15 protein-coding genes are annotated in these 13,849 nt (G+C 71.3%); 3 read left to right on the top strand and 12 right to left on the bottom strand.

What is annotated here, in order from left to right:
- Positions 1 to 28: 28 nt before the first annotated feature.
- The 7 genes from AC3IYJ_RS23000 to AC3IYJ_RS22970 form a co-directional block, all read right to left on the bottom strand.
- Entirely contained in the window at positions 29 to 940 is a 912-nt protein-coding gene (locus AC3IYJ_RS23000) for a glutaminase (protein WP_489396664.1), read from the bottom strand.
- Between the two features lie 6 nt (positions 941 to 946).
- The gene (locus tag AC3IYJ_RS22995) at positions 947 to 1,639 is read right to left on the bottom strand and encodes a demethylmenaquinone methyltransferase (protein ID WP_489396663.1); all 693 of its coding nucleotides are present in this window, start codon (positions 1,637 to 1,639) and stop codon (positions 947 to 949) included.
- A 117-nt stretch (positions 1,640 to 1,756) separates the two neighbouring features.
- Complete coding sequence (locus AC3IYJ_RS22990) at positions 1,757 to 2,401, bottom strand: imidazolonepropionase-like domain-containing protein (RefSeq protein ID WP_489396662.1); 645 nt, start codon at positions 2,399 to 2,401, stop codon at positions 1,757 to 1,759.
- 7 nt (positions 2,402 to 2,408) lie between these two features.
- Complete coding sequence (mqnC, locus tag AC3IYJ_RS22985; protein ID WP_489396661.1) at positions 2,409 to 3,608, bottom strand: cyclic dehypoxanthinyl futalosine synthase; 1,200 nt, start codon at positions 3,606 to 3,608, stop codon at positions 2,409 to 2,411.
- Between the two features lie 108 nt (positions 3,609 to 3,716).
- Positions 3,717 to 4,466 carry a prepilin peptidase gene (locus tag AC3IYJ_RS22980; RefSeq protein WP_489396660.1) on the bottom strand — a complete coding sequence of 250 codons (750 nt, stop codon included), beginning with the start codon at positions 4,464 to 4,466 and terminating at the stop codon, positions 3,717 to 3,719.
- 139 nt (positions 4,467 to 4,605) lie between these two features.
- A complete protein-coding gene (locus tag AC3IYJ_RS22975) occupies positions 4,606 to 5,223 on the bottom strand; it encodes an MBL fold metallo-hydrolase (RefSeq protein WP_489396659.1) in 618 nt (205 codons plus the stop codon).
- Between the two features lie 170 nt (positions 5,224 to 5,393).
- Positions 5,394 to 6,257 (bottom strand): menaquinone biosynthetic enzyme MqnA/MqnD family protein, encoded by an 864-nt coding sequence (locus tag AC3IYJ_RS22970; protein ID WP_489396658.1) that lies wholly within the window; start codon positions 6,255 to 6,257, stop codon positions 5,394 to 5,396.
- Positions 6,258 to 6,494: 237 nt separating this feature from the next.
- Between AC3IYJ_RS22970 and AC3IYJ_RS22965 the strand changes: the two genes are divergently transcribed.
- Entirely contained in the window at positions 6,495 to 6,698 is a 204-nt protein-coding gene (locus AC3IYJ_RS22965) for a cold-shock protein (RefSeq protein ID WP_112451444.1), read from the top strand.
- 257 nt (positions 6,699 to 6,955) lie between these two features.
- On the opposite strand, the gene AC3IYJ_RS22960 is transcribed toward AC3IYJ_RS22965, so the two are convergent.
- Positions 6,956 to 8,644: a lytic transglycosylase domain-containing protein gene (locus AC3IYJ_RS22960; RefSeq protein ID WP_489396657.1), complete on the bottom strand. Its 1,689-nt coding sequence runs from the start codon at positions 8,642 to 8,644 to the stop codon at positions 6,956 to 6,958.
- A gap of 298 nt (positions 8,645 to 8,942) precedes the next feature.
- Between AC3IYJ_RS22960 and AC3IYJ_RS22955 the strand changes: the two genes are divergently transcribed.
- Positions 8,943 to 9,743: a thioredoxin domain-containing protein gene (locus AC3IYJ_RS22955; protein ID WP_489396656.1), complete on the top strand. Its 801-nt coding sequence runs from the start codon at positions 8,943 to 8,945 to the stop codon at positions 9,741 to 9,743.
- On the opposite strand, the gene AC3IYJ_RS22950 is transcribed toward AC3IYJ_RS22955, so the two are convergent.
- The 3 genes from AC3IYJ_RS22950 to AC3IYJ_RS22940 form a co-directional block, all read right to left on the bottom strand.
- Complete coding sequence (locus AC3IYJ_RS22950; protein ID WP_489396655.1) at positions 9,736 to 10,362, bottom strand: biliverdin-producing heme oxygenase; 627 nt, start codon at positions 10,360 to 10,362, stop codon at positions 9,736 to 9,738. The genes AC3IYJ_RS22955 and AC3IYJ_RS22950 overlap by 8 nt on opposite strands.
- Positions 10,359 to 11,507: a polyprenyl synthetase family protein gene (locus AC3IYJ_RS22945; RefSeq protein WP_489396654.1), complete on the bottom strand. Its 1,149-nt coding sequence runs from the start codon at positions 11,505 to 11,507 to the stop codon at positions 10,359 to 10,361. The genes AC3IYJ_RS22950 and AC3IYJ_RS22945 overlap by 4 nt, the downstream gene beginning before the upstream one ends.
- 200 nt (positions 11,508 to 11,707) lie before the next feature.
- Positions 11,708 to 12,499: an MBL fold metallo-hydrolase gene (locus AC3IYJ_RS22940; RefSeq protein ID WP_489396653.1), complete on the bottom strand. Its 792-nt coding sequence runs from the start codon at positions 12,497 to 12,499 to the stop codon at positions 11,708 to 11,710.
- Between the two features lie 157 nt (positions 12,500 to 12,656).
- On the opposite strand from AC3IYJ_RS22940, the gene AC3IYJ_RS22935 reads away from it, so the two are divergent.
- Positions 12,657 to 13,334 carry a TetR/AcrR family transcriptional regulator gene (locus AC3IYJ_RS22935; protein WP_489396652.1) on the top strand — a complete coding sequence of 226 codons (678 nt, stop codon included), beginning with the start codon at positions 12,657 to 12,659 and terminating at the stop codon, positions 13,332 to 13,334.
- A gap of 34 nt (positions 13,335 to 13,368) precedes the next feature.
- Here AC3IYJ_RS22935 and AC3IYJ_RS22930 read toward each other — a convergent pair whose 3' ends face one another.
- Entirely contained in the window at positions 13,369 to 13,776 is a 408-nt protein-coding gene (locus AC3IYJ_RS22930; RefSeq protein ID WP_489402894.1) for an ATP-binding protein, read from the bottom strand.
- Positions 13,777 to 13,849: the final 73 nt, after the last annotated feature.

The raw sequence follows: 13,849 nt of genomic DNA, 5'->3' as shown, positions 1-13,849 counted from the left end.
GGGGCCGTCCCCGACCCGGACACCGGCGTCAGAAGACGGACAGCCCCGTCAGCGTCGTGAAACGATCCAGCGCGGCCACCGCGGCGACCGAGTTGCCCTGGGCGTCGAGCCCCGGGCTCCACGCGGCCAGCGTGCACGCGCCGGGGACCACCGCCACGATGCCGCCGCCCACGCCGCTCTTGCCCGGCAGGCCGACGCGGTAGGCGAACTCGCCCGCCGCGTCGTACGTCCCGCACGTCAGCATGACCGCGTTGATCTGCTTCGCCTCGCTGCGCGTGAGGAGCCGGGAGCCGTCCGCGCGCAGCCCGTGGCGGGCCAGGAACCGGCCCGCGCGGGCGAGGTCGGCGCAGCTCATCTCGATCGAGCACTGCCAGAAGTAGTGGTCGAGCAGCATCGGCACCGGGTTGTCCATGTTCCCGTACGAGGCCATGAAGTGGGCCAGGGCCGCGTTGCGGTCGCCGTGCTCGTGTTCGGAGGCTGCGACTTCCGCGTCGAAGGCGACGTCCGGGTTCTGGCTCTCCTCCCGGAGGAACCGCAGCAGTTCGCTGCTCGCGTCGCCCGTCAGCGTCTGGAGCCGGTCGGTGACGACCAGCGCGCCCGCGTTGATGAACGGGTTGCGCGGGATGCCGTTCTCGTACTCCAGCTGCACGAGGGAGTTGAAGGGGTTGCCGGAGGGTTCCCGGCCCACCCGCTCCCACAGGCTGTCGCCGCCCTCGGCGAGTGCGAGGGCCAGCGCGAAGACCTTGGTGATGGACTGCGCGGAGAAGGGGGTACGCCAGTCCCCCACTCCGAAGACGTTGCCGTCGAGATCGGCGATGGCCATCCCGAACTGCCGGGGGTCCACGGACGCCAGCGCCGGGATGTACTCGGCGGTGGTGCCGCTGCCGATCAGTGGGGCGATGTCGGTCGCGACCTGCTCCAGCAACGCTTGGTAATCCACCGGGAACTACCCCTTGAAGCCGCGGTGCAGGGCCACGATGCCGCCGCTCAGGTTGCGCCAGGCCACCTTGGACCAGCCGGCCTTCTGCAGCAGCCCGGCCAGTTCCGGCTGGTCGGGCCAGGTGCGGATGGAGTCGGCGAGGTACACGTACGCGTCGGGGTTGGAGGAGACCGCCCGTGCCACCGGCGGCATCGCGCGCATCAGGTACTCGGTGTACACGGTGCGGAAGGGCGCCCAGGTGGGCTGCGAGAACTCGCAGATCACGACCTGGCCGCCGGGCTTGGTGACCCGGTACAGCTCGCGCAGGGCGGCGTCGGTGTCCTGGACGTTGCGCAGGCCGAAGGAGATGGTGACGGTGTCGAAGACCCCGTCCTGGAACGGCAGCTTCGTCGCGTCGCCCGCGGTGAGCGGGAGCCAGGGGTTGCGCTTCTTGCCCTCGCGGAGCATGCCGAGGGAGAAGTCGCAGGGGACCACGTAGGCGCCGGTCGCGGCGAAGGGCAGCGAGGACGTCGCGGTGCCGGCGGCCAGGTCGAGGACCTTCTGCCCGGGGCGCGCGCCGACCGCCTTGGCGACCTCCTTGCGCCACAGGCGGGCCTGCCCGAGGGAGAGGACGTCGTTGGTGAGGTCGTAGTTCGCCGCCACGCCGTCGAACATGGAGGCCACTTCGTGCGGCTGCTTGTCCAGGGAAGCACTGGTCACTGGCGTTGGCCCCTCGGGTCGGCGCGGGCGGTTGCCCTCGGCGGATACCCGGTCATTCTCGCAGGCCGCCCCCGGCTCCCGCTCGGCGGCAGGGCCCTGACGCCGGGGCCGCAAATGCTAGCGACGGCGGTGGAGCAGCCGGCCGCCGATGACCGTGGCCACGCAGGTGGTCGGGCCCTGCTCCAGCAGTTCCGCCGGGCCGGCCACGGCGAAGACCGCGAACCGGGCCGGGGCCCCCGGCTCCAGGACCCCGTGGAAGGCCTCCTCGGGGGCGTCCCGTCCGGCGAGGGGGTTCAGGGAGGCCCGGCCCTCGTAGGGGGCGGGCGGGAGGACGGCGAGTCCGGAGCGGACCACCGCCGTCCGCACGGCCGGGATCGCGAAGCGGCCGGTCACGGCCACCACCCCGCGCGCGAGGAGTTTCTGGGTGCCGCGCCGGGCACTGTTGCCCCAGCGCGGTTCGGTCATCTTCAGGGCGTCCAGCGCCTCGGGGCCGCTGATCGGTTCGCTGCCGAGCTCGGTGATCTCGTACGGGTCGTCCGGGTAGTACGTCCGCTCCAGCAGCTCGTCGCCGCCGCGCACCAGCAGCCCCGGGGTCAGCACCCCGGGCCAGCTGCGGACGCGGGCGTGCGGGTGGGCCGCGGCGAGGTCCCCGTACGGGCCCACGGCGGCGAGCCGGTCCCCTTCGATCAGGACCGCGCCGCCGGGCAGGGCGGTGACGCCCTGCCCGGGGACGAGGAGTTCGGCGGTGTGGATCGTGAGCACGGGCGCGTCAGTTCGTGGAGATGAGCTTCAGCTCGGGGTGGGCCGTGCCGCCCTCGATGGCGGTGGAGGAGATGTGCGAGACGACGCGGTCGTCGACCGGGTCGTTCGCCGGGTCCTCGTGCACCAGGAGGTGCTCGTAGGTCGTCGCGCGCTGCGCCGGGACGCGGCCCGACTTGCGGATCAGGTCGATGATCTCCATGCGGTTGGAGCGGTGCTTGGCACCGGCCGAGGAGACGACGTTCTCCTCCAGCATGATCGAGCCGAGGTCGTCGGCGCCGTAGTGCAGGGAGAGCTGGCCCGCCTCCTTGCCGACGGTGAGCCAGGAGCCCTGGATGTGGGCGATGTTGTCGAGGAAGAGCCGCGCGACGGCGATCATGCGCAGGTACTCGAACACGGTCGCCTGGGTGCGGCCCTTGAGCTTGTTGTTCTCGGGCTGGTAGGTGTACGGGATGAAGGCGCGGAAGCCGCCCGTACGGTCCTGCGTGTCCCGGATCATCGCGATGTGCTCGATGCGCTCGGCGTTGGTCTCGCCGGTGCCCATCAACATGGTGGAGGTGGACTCCACGCCCAGCTTGTGGGCGATCTCCATGATCTCCAGCCAGCGCTCGCCGGACTCCTTGAGCGGGGCGATCGCCTTGCGCGGCCGCTCCGGCAGCAGTTCGGCGCCGGCGCCCGCGAAGGAGTCGAGACCGGCCGCGTGGATGCGCGCGATGGCCTCTTCGGCGCTCACGCCGGAGATGCGGGCCATGTGCTCGACCTCGGACGCGCCGAGGGAGTGGATGACCAGCTGCGGGTAGGCCTTCTTGATGGCGGAGAAGTGGTGCTCGTAGTACTCGACGCCGTAGTCCGGGTGGTGGCCGCCCTGGAACATGATCTGCGTGCCGCCCAGCTCGACGGTCTCCGCGCAGCGGCGCAGGATGTCCTCGAGGTCGCGGGACCAGCCCTTTTCGGTGTCCTTGGGGGCCGCGTAGAAGGCGCAGAACTTGCACGCCGTCACACACACGTTGGTGTAGTTGATGTTCCGCTCGATGATGTACGTCGCGATGTGCTCGGTACCCGCGTAGCGCAGGCGGCGCGCGGCGTCGGCGGCCTTGCCGAGCGCGTGCAGCGGGGCGTGGCGGTAGAGGTCGAGCGCCTCTTCCTTGGTGATCCGGCCCCCTGCGGCGGCGCGGTCGAGGACAGACTGGAGATCGGCCTGGTCGGTCACCGGGGCGTCACCTTTCGGCTGGCTTGCTCAGGGGCGGTGTCAAGGGTCCGGACCGATCCAGCCTACGCCAGCGGCCGCACCCTCCTTTCAGAGGCCCGGCCCCGCCCTTCAGAGGCCCAGCCCCGCACCGAGGCCCAGGCCCGCGTACATCACCCCGGCGAGGGCCCCGCCCGCCATGAAGGGGCCGAAGGGGATCGGGCTGGTGCGGTCCGCGCGGCGCAGGGCGATCAGGGCGAGGCCGTGGACGGCCCCGGCGAGGAACGCGGCGAAGGTGCCCGCGAAGAGCACGGGCCACCCGTACCAGCCGAGGATCTGACCGACGGCCAGCGCGAGCTTCACGTCGCCGAACCCCATGCCCCGGGGGTTGATCAGGAAGAGCAGGAAGTAGCAGCCGCCGAGGACGAGCCCGCCGAGGAGCGCGCGCGGCCAGGAGCCGCCGGCCCCGGGGAACAGGGCGGCCACCCCGAGGGCGGCGGCCGTCAGGGCGGCGAGCGGGAAGGTCAGCACGTCGGGGAGCCGGTGCACGGCCCGGTCGACGAGGCACAGCAGCACGGTGAGCGGCGCGAGCAGCAGCCAGACGACCAGCTCGGGCCGCGCCCCGACCCCGGCGCCGAGGGCCAGGCAGACGAGGGTGGTGGCGAGCACGGGCACACCGGTGGCCCCGTAGGCCCCGCACGAGGTGCAGAGGGGACGGCCCAGCCAGCCGCGGACCGGACCCGTCAGGGGGTGGCCGCAGGGACAGGCCGAGCGCCAGGGGGTGCCCGCTTCCACGGAGAGCCGGTAGGCGGCCCGGGGCAGGAGCAGCCCCGCCGCCGCGCCCCAGAGGAGTACCCCGGCCACGAACACGGCGATGCCCACGTCAGTCCCCCGCCCACACCCCCGCACCCCGCCCCCGCGCCGGAGGCGATCGCACGGTAGCAGCGCCGTACGGCCCCCTCAAGGAGTCCTCAAGGCCGCCCCGGGCGTGCGGCACGGACCCGGCTGGATCCGACAGGCCCTAGGCCGGCTGGAAGCCGGCGAGCATCTGTTCCAGGGCCTGCTGGTCCGGACCCACGAAGGGGTCGAGCCCCGGGGCAAGGCCCACCGTGTCGAGCATCCGGGCGATGAGCCCGATCCCGGTGGCCGGCGGCAGGTGGGTGGAGAGCACGATCTCGGGATCCATCTCCTTGACCGGCGCCACGGTGGCGAGGAACTTGTCCCGGTCGGCGACGCACGCCCAGGGGCTGTCCACGGAGGCCCAGAGCAGCTGGCCGGCCCGCAGCTCCTCGGGTCCGACCGCCCCGGCGTCCCCGCCGGCCGCGAAGTCCGCGTCCGGCAGGGGCGAGCCGAAGCAGTCGGAGCTGAAGCAGGCCCGGGTGCGGTCGTCGTAGAAGCCCACGGTCGCCGGGTTGTCGAAGAGGGGCGGCCGGAAGGCGGTGAGGGTGCGGTCGCCGACGTCCAGGGTCTGGCCGGGGTTGAGCAGGAAGTCCCGGTCGGGCAGGCTGAGACCGGTGTCGACGACTACGGGCTCCTGGGCGTGCAGGACGAAGGCGTTGACCGGTATGAACCCGATGCCGGGCACTTCGAGGGCGTCCCCGAGGACGGTGATGTCCTTGCCGACTCTGCGTGTGGTCATGGCGGAGCTCCGATGGCCCCCCTGTGTGGCCCCCGGATCCCTTCTCCATCGTGTCCCCGGCCGGTCCGGTCCGCATGCCCGTAAGCCGGGATGTGAAATGGGAACGCCTTACCGGTAAACAGCCGATATTCGCCTTTCCGCTATCCGGAAAGGCGCGGCCATAAGCCGCGCTAATACCCCGCGGCGGCAGTCGCCAGGAGCTCGACCGTCACATCCGGCGCATACCCCGTCGTGAGTCCCGTCCGCCGCGCGAATTCACGTACTCCGGCCAGTTGCTCCGAGCCGAAGCGGAAGTCGAGGGTGGTGAAGTACCGCTCCAGCAGTTCCGCGTCGAAGGCCTCCCAGCGGGCCGCCTGCTCGGCGACCTTGGCGACCTCCTCCAGGGAGACGTCACGGGAGGCGAGGAAGGCCTCGTGGACCTGTCGGACCACCATGGGCTCGCGCTCCAGGTAGTCCTTTCGGGCGGCCCAGACGGCGAAGACGAACGGCAGTCCGGTCCACTCCTTCCACATCTGCCCGAGGTCGTGCACGGCGAGCCCGAGCCGGGGCGCGTCGTGCAGCGAGGCGCGCAGCGCGGCGTCGCCGATCAGCACCGCCGCGTCGGCCTCCTGCATCATCAGCCCCAGGTCGGGGGGGCAGGTGTAGTAGTCGGGACGCACCCCGTACTGCTCGGCGAGCAGCAGCTGGGCCAGGCGTACGGAGGTGCGCGAGGTCGATCCGAGGGCGACGCGGGCGCCGTCCAGCTGGTCCAGGGGAACCTGGGAGACGATCACGCAGGACATGACGGGACCGTCGCAGCCGACCGCGAGGTCGGGGAAGGCGACGAGCTGGTCCGCGTTGCGGAGGAACTCCACGAGGGTGATCGGGCCGATGTCGAGGCCGCCCTCCACGAGGCTCGCGCTGAGCTTCTCCGGGGTGTCCTTGGTCAGCTCCAGGTCCAGCAGCGTGCCGGTTCTGGCCAGCCCCCAGTAGAGAGGCAGGCAGTTCAGGAACTGAATGTGGCCGACACGGGGCCGGCTGCGATAGACGTCCACATCGCGAGACTAGCCCCCATGTCTCCGTCAGCCGTGTGGCGGGTCTCAAACGTCCGAGTGACGTGATCTTTCCCTCTGGTCTCGGCCCCGAGGTGCGTGCTAGGCTCGACGCAAGTTGCAGTTTGGTTTCCCTTGCAGTACGAGGCCTGCGGAGAATGTGACCCGCAGGCTTTTGTAGTTTTCAGACTTCTTAGCAGGTTCTGGAGCAGGGCGACCCTTTGGCCCATAGGAGGGCTCATGGCTACCGGAACCGTCAAGTGGTTCAACGCTGAAAAGGGCTTCGGCTTCATCGCCCAGGACGGCGGCGGCCCGGATGTCTTCGTCCACTACTCCGCGATCAACGCCGCCGGCTTCCGCTCCCTTGAGGAGAACCAGCTGGTGAACTTCGACGTCACCCAGGGTCCGAAGGGCCCGCAGGCGGAGAACGTCACCCCGGCCTAGTCGCCTGGGCCAACCAATCGCGGTTGGATATGCAGTACCCAAGGAGCCCTGTCCTCTCTGCGCGAGCAGAGTCGACGGGGCTCCTGCCTTTGCCCTGGCCGGGTCGTCGGACGGGGCCTACGGCAGCGCCCCCCGGCACCGTTGGACGGTGCCGGGGGGCGCTTTGCCGTAGGCGGGGCCGGTGCCCGGGGCCTGCGGCCCCAGGACCCCGGAGGCCCGGTGCCCGGAGCCCCGAGGCCCGAGGCCGGAGCTCGGGTTTACTGCTTCGCGGCCGGCTTGGCCTCCGTGACGGTGATCTCCAGGAGGACGAACACCTTGTCCGAGACGCGGACGCGGAGGGTGTACTTGCCCGGGGTCACGCCCGTCGTGGAGATCTCCGGGAGGGCGATCCTGCCGTCCTCGGCCGTCGGCGGCAGTTCCAGCTCGGTGAGCTTCTTGCCGTCCTTGTCCAGGAAGTACGGGGTCGCCCCCGCCGTCGCCGGGTCCGCGGGGACCCACTTCCCGTCCTTGTCCAGCGTCCCGAACCCGGCCGTGGCCTTCGCCCCGGGGACCGGCTTGGCCTTCGCCGTCGCCAGGAACTCGACGCCCTTGATCCCGGTCCCGGTCACCGCGGTGACCGGCTTGTCCGCGTCGGCCCCGCTGCGGACCAGCAGGTCCGCCTCCGGGAGCGGTACCGGCTTCGCCGGGGTGACCGTGCCCGCGAACTTCACAGTGACCTCGCGCGAAGCGTCGTAGCCGGTGGCGCGCAGGACGAACGTCCCCGCCTTCGCGCCCGCCAGCAGCCTCGGGACCGTCACCAGGCCGTTCGCGTCGGTGTGGAGCACCGCGAAGGTCTTGCCGTCGGCCGCGAACACCGTCCGGCCGGTGGTGTCCTCGTCGACCGACAGCACGACGATCTGGTCGGTCGCCGCCTTGCCGTCGCTGAGCACCGCCTTGACCTGGGGGCTCTGCCCGAACACGGTCCCGGCCTCGGCCGTGAGCTCCGTGGAGCCGACCGCGACCAGCTTGTCCAGGTGCGGAGCCGGGGTCGGCGTCGGCGTGGGCGTCGGGGTGGGAGTGGGCGTCGGGGTGGGCGTCGGCTTCGGGGCCGGCGGGGTCGGCGGCTTGGGCGCGGGCGGGGCCGGCGGCGTCGGCAGCACCGGCGGGTTCTGGGTCGGGTAGTTGCCTGCGGGCGGGTTCGGAACCCCGGCCGCGCCGTCCCCGGCCTGGTACTGCCGCATGTACCCGAGCACCGTGTTCACGTACTCGCGCGAGTTGTTGTAGCTCAGGACGGCCTTGTCGAGCTGCGCCGCGTCGGAGAGGTTCCGCCCTCCCGCGCACAGGTAGAGGCCCGCGCCGAGCGCCGCGTCGTAGATGTTGTTCGGGTCGCGCTTGCCGTCGCCGTTGCCGTCGGCGCCCCACGTGGCCCAGGTGGAGGGGATGAACTGCAGCGGGCCGACGGCGCGGTCGTACACGGCGTCCGCGTCCCACTCGCCCTTGTCGGTGTCCTTGATCTCGGCGAAGCCGTTGCCGTCCAGGCGCGGTCCGCGGATCGGCTTCTCGGTGTAGCCGTCCATCTTGAGCCCGTACCCGGAGGCGTGCACGGACTCGACGCGGCCGATGCCGGCGAGCAGTTCCCAGGGCAGCTTGCAGCCGGGGAGCGCGGCGGCCACCGATACCTGGGCCCGCTTGTACGCGTCGAGGGCGGTCGCGGGTATCCCGCTGGCCCCCGCTCCGGGGCTGGCCGCGCCGGGCGGCAGCGGCGGGTCGGCGACCAGGTCCGGCAGCTCCAGCCGGGCGTCACCGCGGTCGGTGGCCTGGGGGCTGTCGGGGGTCGGTTCGGCTTCCCCCGCGCCCGCGATCGGTGTGTTGGTCACCACCGCGGCGGTGGTCAGGCTGGCCGCGAGGGCGGCCGTGCACATGACTTTGCGCGAGGTGTTGACGAGGTGACGGTGAAGTGGCTTCACAGTGCGGTAATCCCCCCAGGGCGACCGGTCCGGGGCCGCCGCAAAACGTATACGCGTCGAGCTGATCACCTGGCGGAGCGTCCAGCCGCGCGTACTGCATGTACGACCAGTTGGGCCGTGAATGTTAACTGTCTATCAGGTCTCAGTGCCCGACTCGCCGTCTCCCCGGGAGATGTGGCACACCATTCGTCTCGTCTTCACCGGTGACTTGTCCGGTAATGAACTAAGGCCTTAAGTCCCTGACCCATTCGCCCCAAAGGCCCATACTTGACCGCTCTGCGGTCTTTATTCTGATGTGATGGCAACCAGCAAGAAGGACCAGCGGCGCGAGGCCCGTGAGCGGATGCGCGAAGAGCGCGAGGCGCAGGCCCGGCGTACGAAGCTGCGCGGGCGGATCCTCATCGGCGGCTCGCTGGTGGCCGTACTGGCCCTCGCGGTCGGCATCGGCGTCTACGCCGCGAACTCCTCGGGCTCCGACGACGAGGCCGTCGGCAAGCCGTTCGTCCAGCCGGCCAACACCACCGGCAAGGACGGCATCGTCGTCCCGTACGGCAAGGCCGACGCCAAGAACGTCCTGTCGGTCTGGCTCGACCCCCGCTGCCCGTACTGCGCGGGCGTCGAGATCGGCCTCGGCAAGACCATCAAGGAGCAGGCGGACGCGGGCACCTACCGCGTCGAGTACCACTTCGCCACGTTCCTGGACAAGGCGCTGGGCGGCGGCAAGGGCTCCAAGCGCGCGGTCAACGCCCTGGGCGCGGCGGTGAACGAGAGCCCGGAGAAGTTCATGGAGTACCTCCAGGTGCTCTACAAGAACCACCCGGAGAAGGAGACCGACGACAAGTTCGGCTCGACGGCCACCCTGCTGGAACTGGCGGACCAGGTCCCGGGGCTGCGTACGCCCGGGTTCAACAAGGCCGTCAAGGAACTCACGTACATGCCGTGGGTCGAGAAGGTCGGCCAGGCCTTCTACGACCAGGACAAGGGGGGCACCCCGGACGTGTCCATCAACGACAAGAAGCTCACCGTGAACAGCGGCAACGGGATCGACTCGATCACCCCCGAGGAATTCACGAAGCTGATCACCGAGAACCTCAAGTAGCCGGACCGGCCGAAAGCCCCGCGGACAGGGCCCGGGAGATCGCGGTGGTGTGCCGGTAGGCCTCCCGGGCGGCGGCGACGACCGGCTCCTGGGCCTCGGGGCCGGCGAGGGCCGCGTTCATGCGCTCGGTGAGGCGTGCCCAGCGCTCCCGGTCGCCGCTGCCGTAGTAGGCCACCCCGTCCCCGGAGTCCAGCCGGTAGGCCTTGGCCACGTGGGGGCGCAGGACCGTGCCGCCGAGGGTGGAGCCCTCCATGACGTACAGGAACCCGAGGAGCGCCCGGGGATCCGCGGCGGCCGCGTCACGGACCGCCCGGGCGAAGTCCTTGCCCGCTTCGGCCGCCAGGGCGCTGCCCGTGTCGCCGAAGTGGTTCAGGTCGCGGTCGACGAGGTGGAGTTTGCGCAGCTCGTCGGACCACACCGAGCCGACGGACGGGTCGGTGGTGCGCGACAGTTCGTCCTCGAGCGCCTCCAGCACCCCGCGGTAGGCGGCGAGTTGTCCGACGTACCGGTCGAGGGGGAGCGTCCCGTCGGTCATCGCGGTGGCGAACCGGGCGTCCTCCAGCCCGTCGTGCGCTCCGCGCGTACCCGCCCGCAGGCGCTCCATCACGGTGGGGCTCATGCGCCGCCCCGCTTGCGTATCTCCTGGAACAGCCGGTCGATGACGTGGCCCTTGCGCTCGATCGTCACGTCGAAGTACGCGGCGCTGCGCTCGGAGCGGCACACCCCGTGCACGGCCTCCTTCGCCTCCCGCTTCAGCTCGACCGCTTCGGCGGCGAGCGCGAGGAGCGTCTCCTCCAGCTTCGGGTGGCCGAGGACGAACGGCTTGAGCCGGGCACCGTCCAGGCCGATCCGCTCGGAGTCGACGAGCTCCAGGGAGACCCGGTTGCCGAGTCCGTTGAAGTCCTCGTGGGTCTTGCCCCGGCCGAATTCCGGCACGAAGTCGGTGAGGTCGTTGAACAGCTGGCTCGCCAGGCCGAGTTTGCGCATGGCCTCGTCCAGCGTGCGCCGCTCGTCCTCCACGACGCCCAGGGCCGCCACCGCCGCGTCGAGCGGCATCCAGAACAGCGTCCCCGTCTTGAGCGCGGCCGTCGACTCCCAGAACTCCACCCGCGCTTCGCGGGACGCGGCAGCCAGCTCGGCGCGGGTCTGCGGGGACCGCGCGGATATGTCCACGGCCTGCCCCGTCAGGCCCTGGCCGACCGCCCGCAGCAGGCTCCGCACCACGGCGGGATCGGCCGCGTGCGCGAGCGCGGCCGTGATCAGCCAGGAGCCGGCGTTGAGCGCGAGCGGTATCCCGTGGGTGGTGTGGAGCGCGGGCTCGCCGTAGCGGACGGCGCTGCCGTCCTGGATGTCGTCGAGCGCGACGGCCGCCTTCAGCAGGATCCGCACCGCCACCGCCGCCCGGCGGATCGACGCCAGCTCCGCCGAGGAGGACTCGCCGCCCGACTCGTCGGGGAATCCCCGGTAGTTGCGGTAGGCCCAGTGGACCATCGACGGCCGCAGCGGCGCCCTGCCTCCGCCGCCCGGCGCTCCGGCGACGGGCGCTCCGGCGACGGGCGCTCCGGCGACGGGCGGCAGGGCCTCCTGTCCGACCTTGGACCCGACGGCGTCCGAGACCGGCCCGTACAGGGAGCGCCGCAGCGCGGCCTCGTACACCGAGGCCCCCTGCGTGGCGGCCAGTGAACGGAGGAACTCGGCCAGATCGTCTTCGAGCAACGCGGCATCCCCCCGCACCACCGCCTCGACCTCTGACGCATCCACCATCCCGGTCACCCCCCGCTTCCGAACACCACACGCATCGAACAAACGCCTCAACAGCCGTGAAGAGGGCAGCGTGATCGTAAACGCCGGGCGCCACAAGCCCGTGTCCGGATGTCGGGCAGTAACAGCACGGTTTCGGACACTTGCGCCGAAACTCGCCGCCCTTGACCTCGGGCTCCTCCCCCGGGCCCCTTCCTCAGGCCCTATCCCAGGTCCTGTCCCAGGTCCTTCGTCTCCCCCGCCGGCTTCAGGTCGACGAGCTTGCCCGCGACGCCCAGCGCCTCGAACGCCTTCGTCAGCGACTCGATGTCCTCGGAGTAGATGTTCCAGCTGTCGGTGTGCAGCGGGACCACCTTGCGCGGGTCGAGGTCCTTCGCGACCCGGGCCGCGTCCTCGGAGGTGAGGGTCAGCGGGGCGTTGTCGAGGATCGCGGGGGTGCGGGCGGCTCCGGCGAAGAGGACGGCCGTGTCGACGGGTCCGATCTCCGCCTTGATGCGGTCGCCGACCTCCTTGGCGACCCGGACCGAGGCGTTGTCGCCGGAGACGTAGGTCGTGGGGACGCCCGTACCGCTGATCACGAAGCCCGTGACCTCCCCGTCCTCGCCGCGGTCCACTCCGTCGGGCCCGTGCAGGGCGGGCACGGCGGTGATCTTGATGGTGCCGCCGGGGGCCTTCGTCTCCCAGGAGGCCCAGCTCTCCAGGCCGGTGACGTGCGCGCCGAGGCGCCTGCGCGCTCCGGGAGTGGAGAGCACGAGGGGCACCTCTCCGAGCAGCTCGCGGCCGGCGTCGTCGAGGTTGTCGTCGTGCTGGTCGTGGGAGAGCAGTACGAGGTCGATCGCGCCGATCCCCTCGGTGCCGAACGCGGGGGCCAGGGTCTTCTCCAGCCCGCTCGGGTACTTCTTCGGCCGGTCGAAGGCCGGGTCGATCAGGATGCGCAGACCGGCGATCTCCAGGATCGCGGTCGGCCCGCCGATGTGGGTGACGGTGAAGCTCATGGGGATGACCAGCTCTCTCTCGCTGTGAACGCACGAACGACCGGAACGTTTTCAACGCTAACACATCACGTAATCGATGATTACAAAATCCTGCATTGGCAGCCCACGGACCCCGCTCCACCCAGGTCGGAACTGTTAGCGCTGCTACCATGAGGCCATGTCGACGGCACGAGAACGCATCCTGGAAGCCACCGCGGAACTGCTCGCGACCAAGGACGCCCTGGCGATCTCGACGCGGGTCATCTGCGAACGCGCCAAGGTCGGCATGCCGGAGATCTACCGCCAGTTCGGCGACAAGGAAGGGCTGCTCACCGCGGCCGCGGACCTCGGCTTCGAGCGCTTCCTCGCCAACAAGAGGCGCAGCCCCCTCACCGAGGACCCGGTCGCGGACCTGCGCACGGCCTGGGACAGCCACGTCGCCTTCGCGCTCCGCAACCCCCACCTCTACCGGCTGATGTTCACGCCCACGGGAGAGGTCAAACCGCAGGGGATCAAGGAAGCGCAGGCCCTGCTCCTGTCGGCCGTGGAGCGCTGCCGCGACGCCGGGCGACTGCGCACCACCCCCGAACTGGCCGGCCAGTCGATCCTCTCCGCCAACGTCGGCGTCTGCGTGATGGCCCTGTCCTTCCCCGACCCCTTCGGCAGCCTCGACATCTCGCAGTCGGTCCGCGACGCGGTGATCGGCAAGGTCACCGGCGACGAACGGGAGGACTCCCGCATCGGAACCGCCACCGTCCTGGCCCAGGCCCTGGTCGGCACCCTCACCGGAACGGCCCCGGCCGACGGGGCCGCCGTGGACGAGCTGGCCCGCGCACTGCGGCCGAAGACCCCGTAGGACCGCGGCCCGCCTCCGGAGCCGGCGCCCGGCTTCAGACGCAGGCCCACACCGTCTTCCCCGGCCCGCCCGCCCCGCGCGGCCCGACCCCCCACTCCCGCGCCACGGCCTGTACGAGCACCAGCCCGCGCCCGTGCTCCGCCGACCAGGGGTCCACGGCGGCCACCGCCCCGGGCGGCTCCCGGTCACCCCGCGCGTCGCTCACCTCGACCCGGACCCGCAGGCCGTCGTAGCCGAGCCGGACCTCGAAGTCCCGTCCGGGCACCCGCCCGTGCAGCACGGCGTTCGCGGCCAGCTCCCCCACCACCAGCTCCACGTCCTCGGCCAGCGCGCAGCCGTACGGAATCCCCCAGGCGGCGAGCTGCGCCCCGGCGAGGCGGCGGGCGAGCCGGGCCCCGCGCGGGGTGGCGGAGAGGAGCTGGCGGAACTCCACCGGTGCCATGTCACTCAATTCGGTCGTCACCTCACCGAGCGTGGCCGGTCCGCCGTACGCTTTCCAGGAACGGCGGCGCTAC

The sequence above is a fragment of the Streptomyces sp. GL_140 genome (assembly GCF_057834465.1).
The sequence above is the reverse complement of the archived record's forward strand: the minus strand, read 5'-3'. Positions and strand labels throughout refer to the sequence as shown.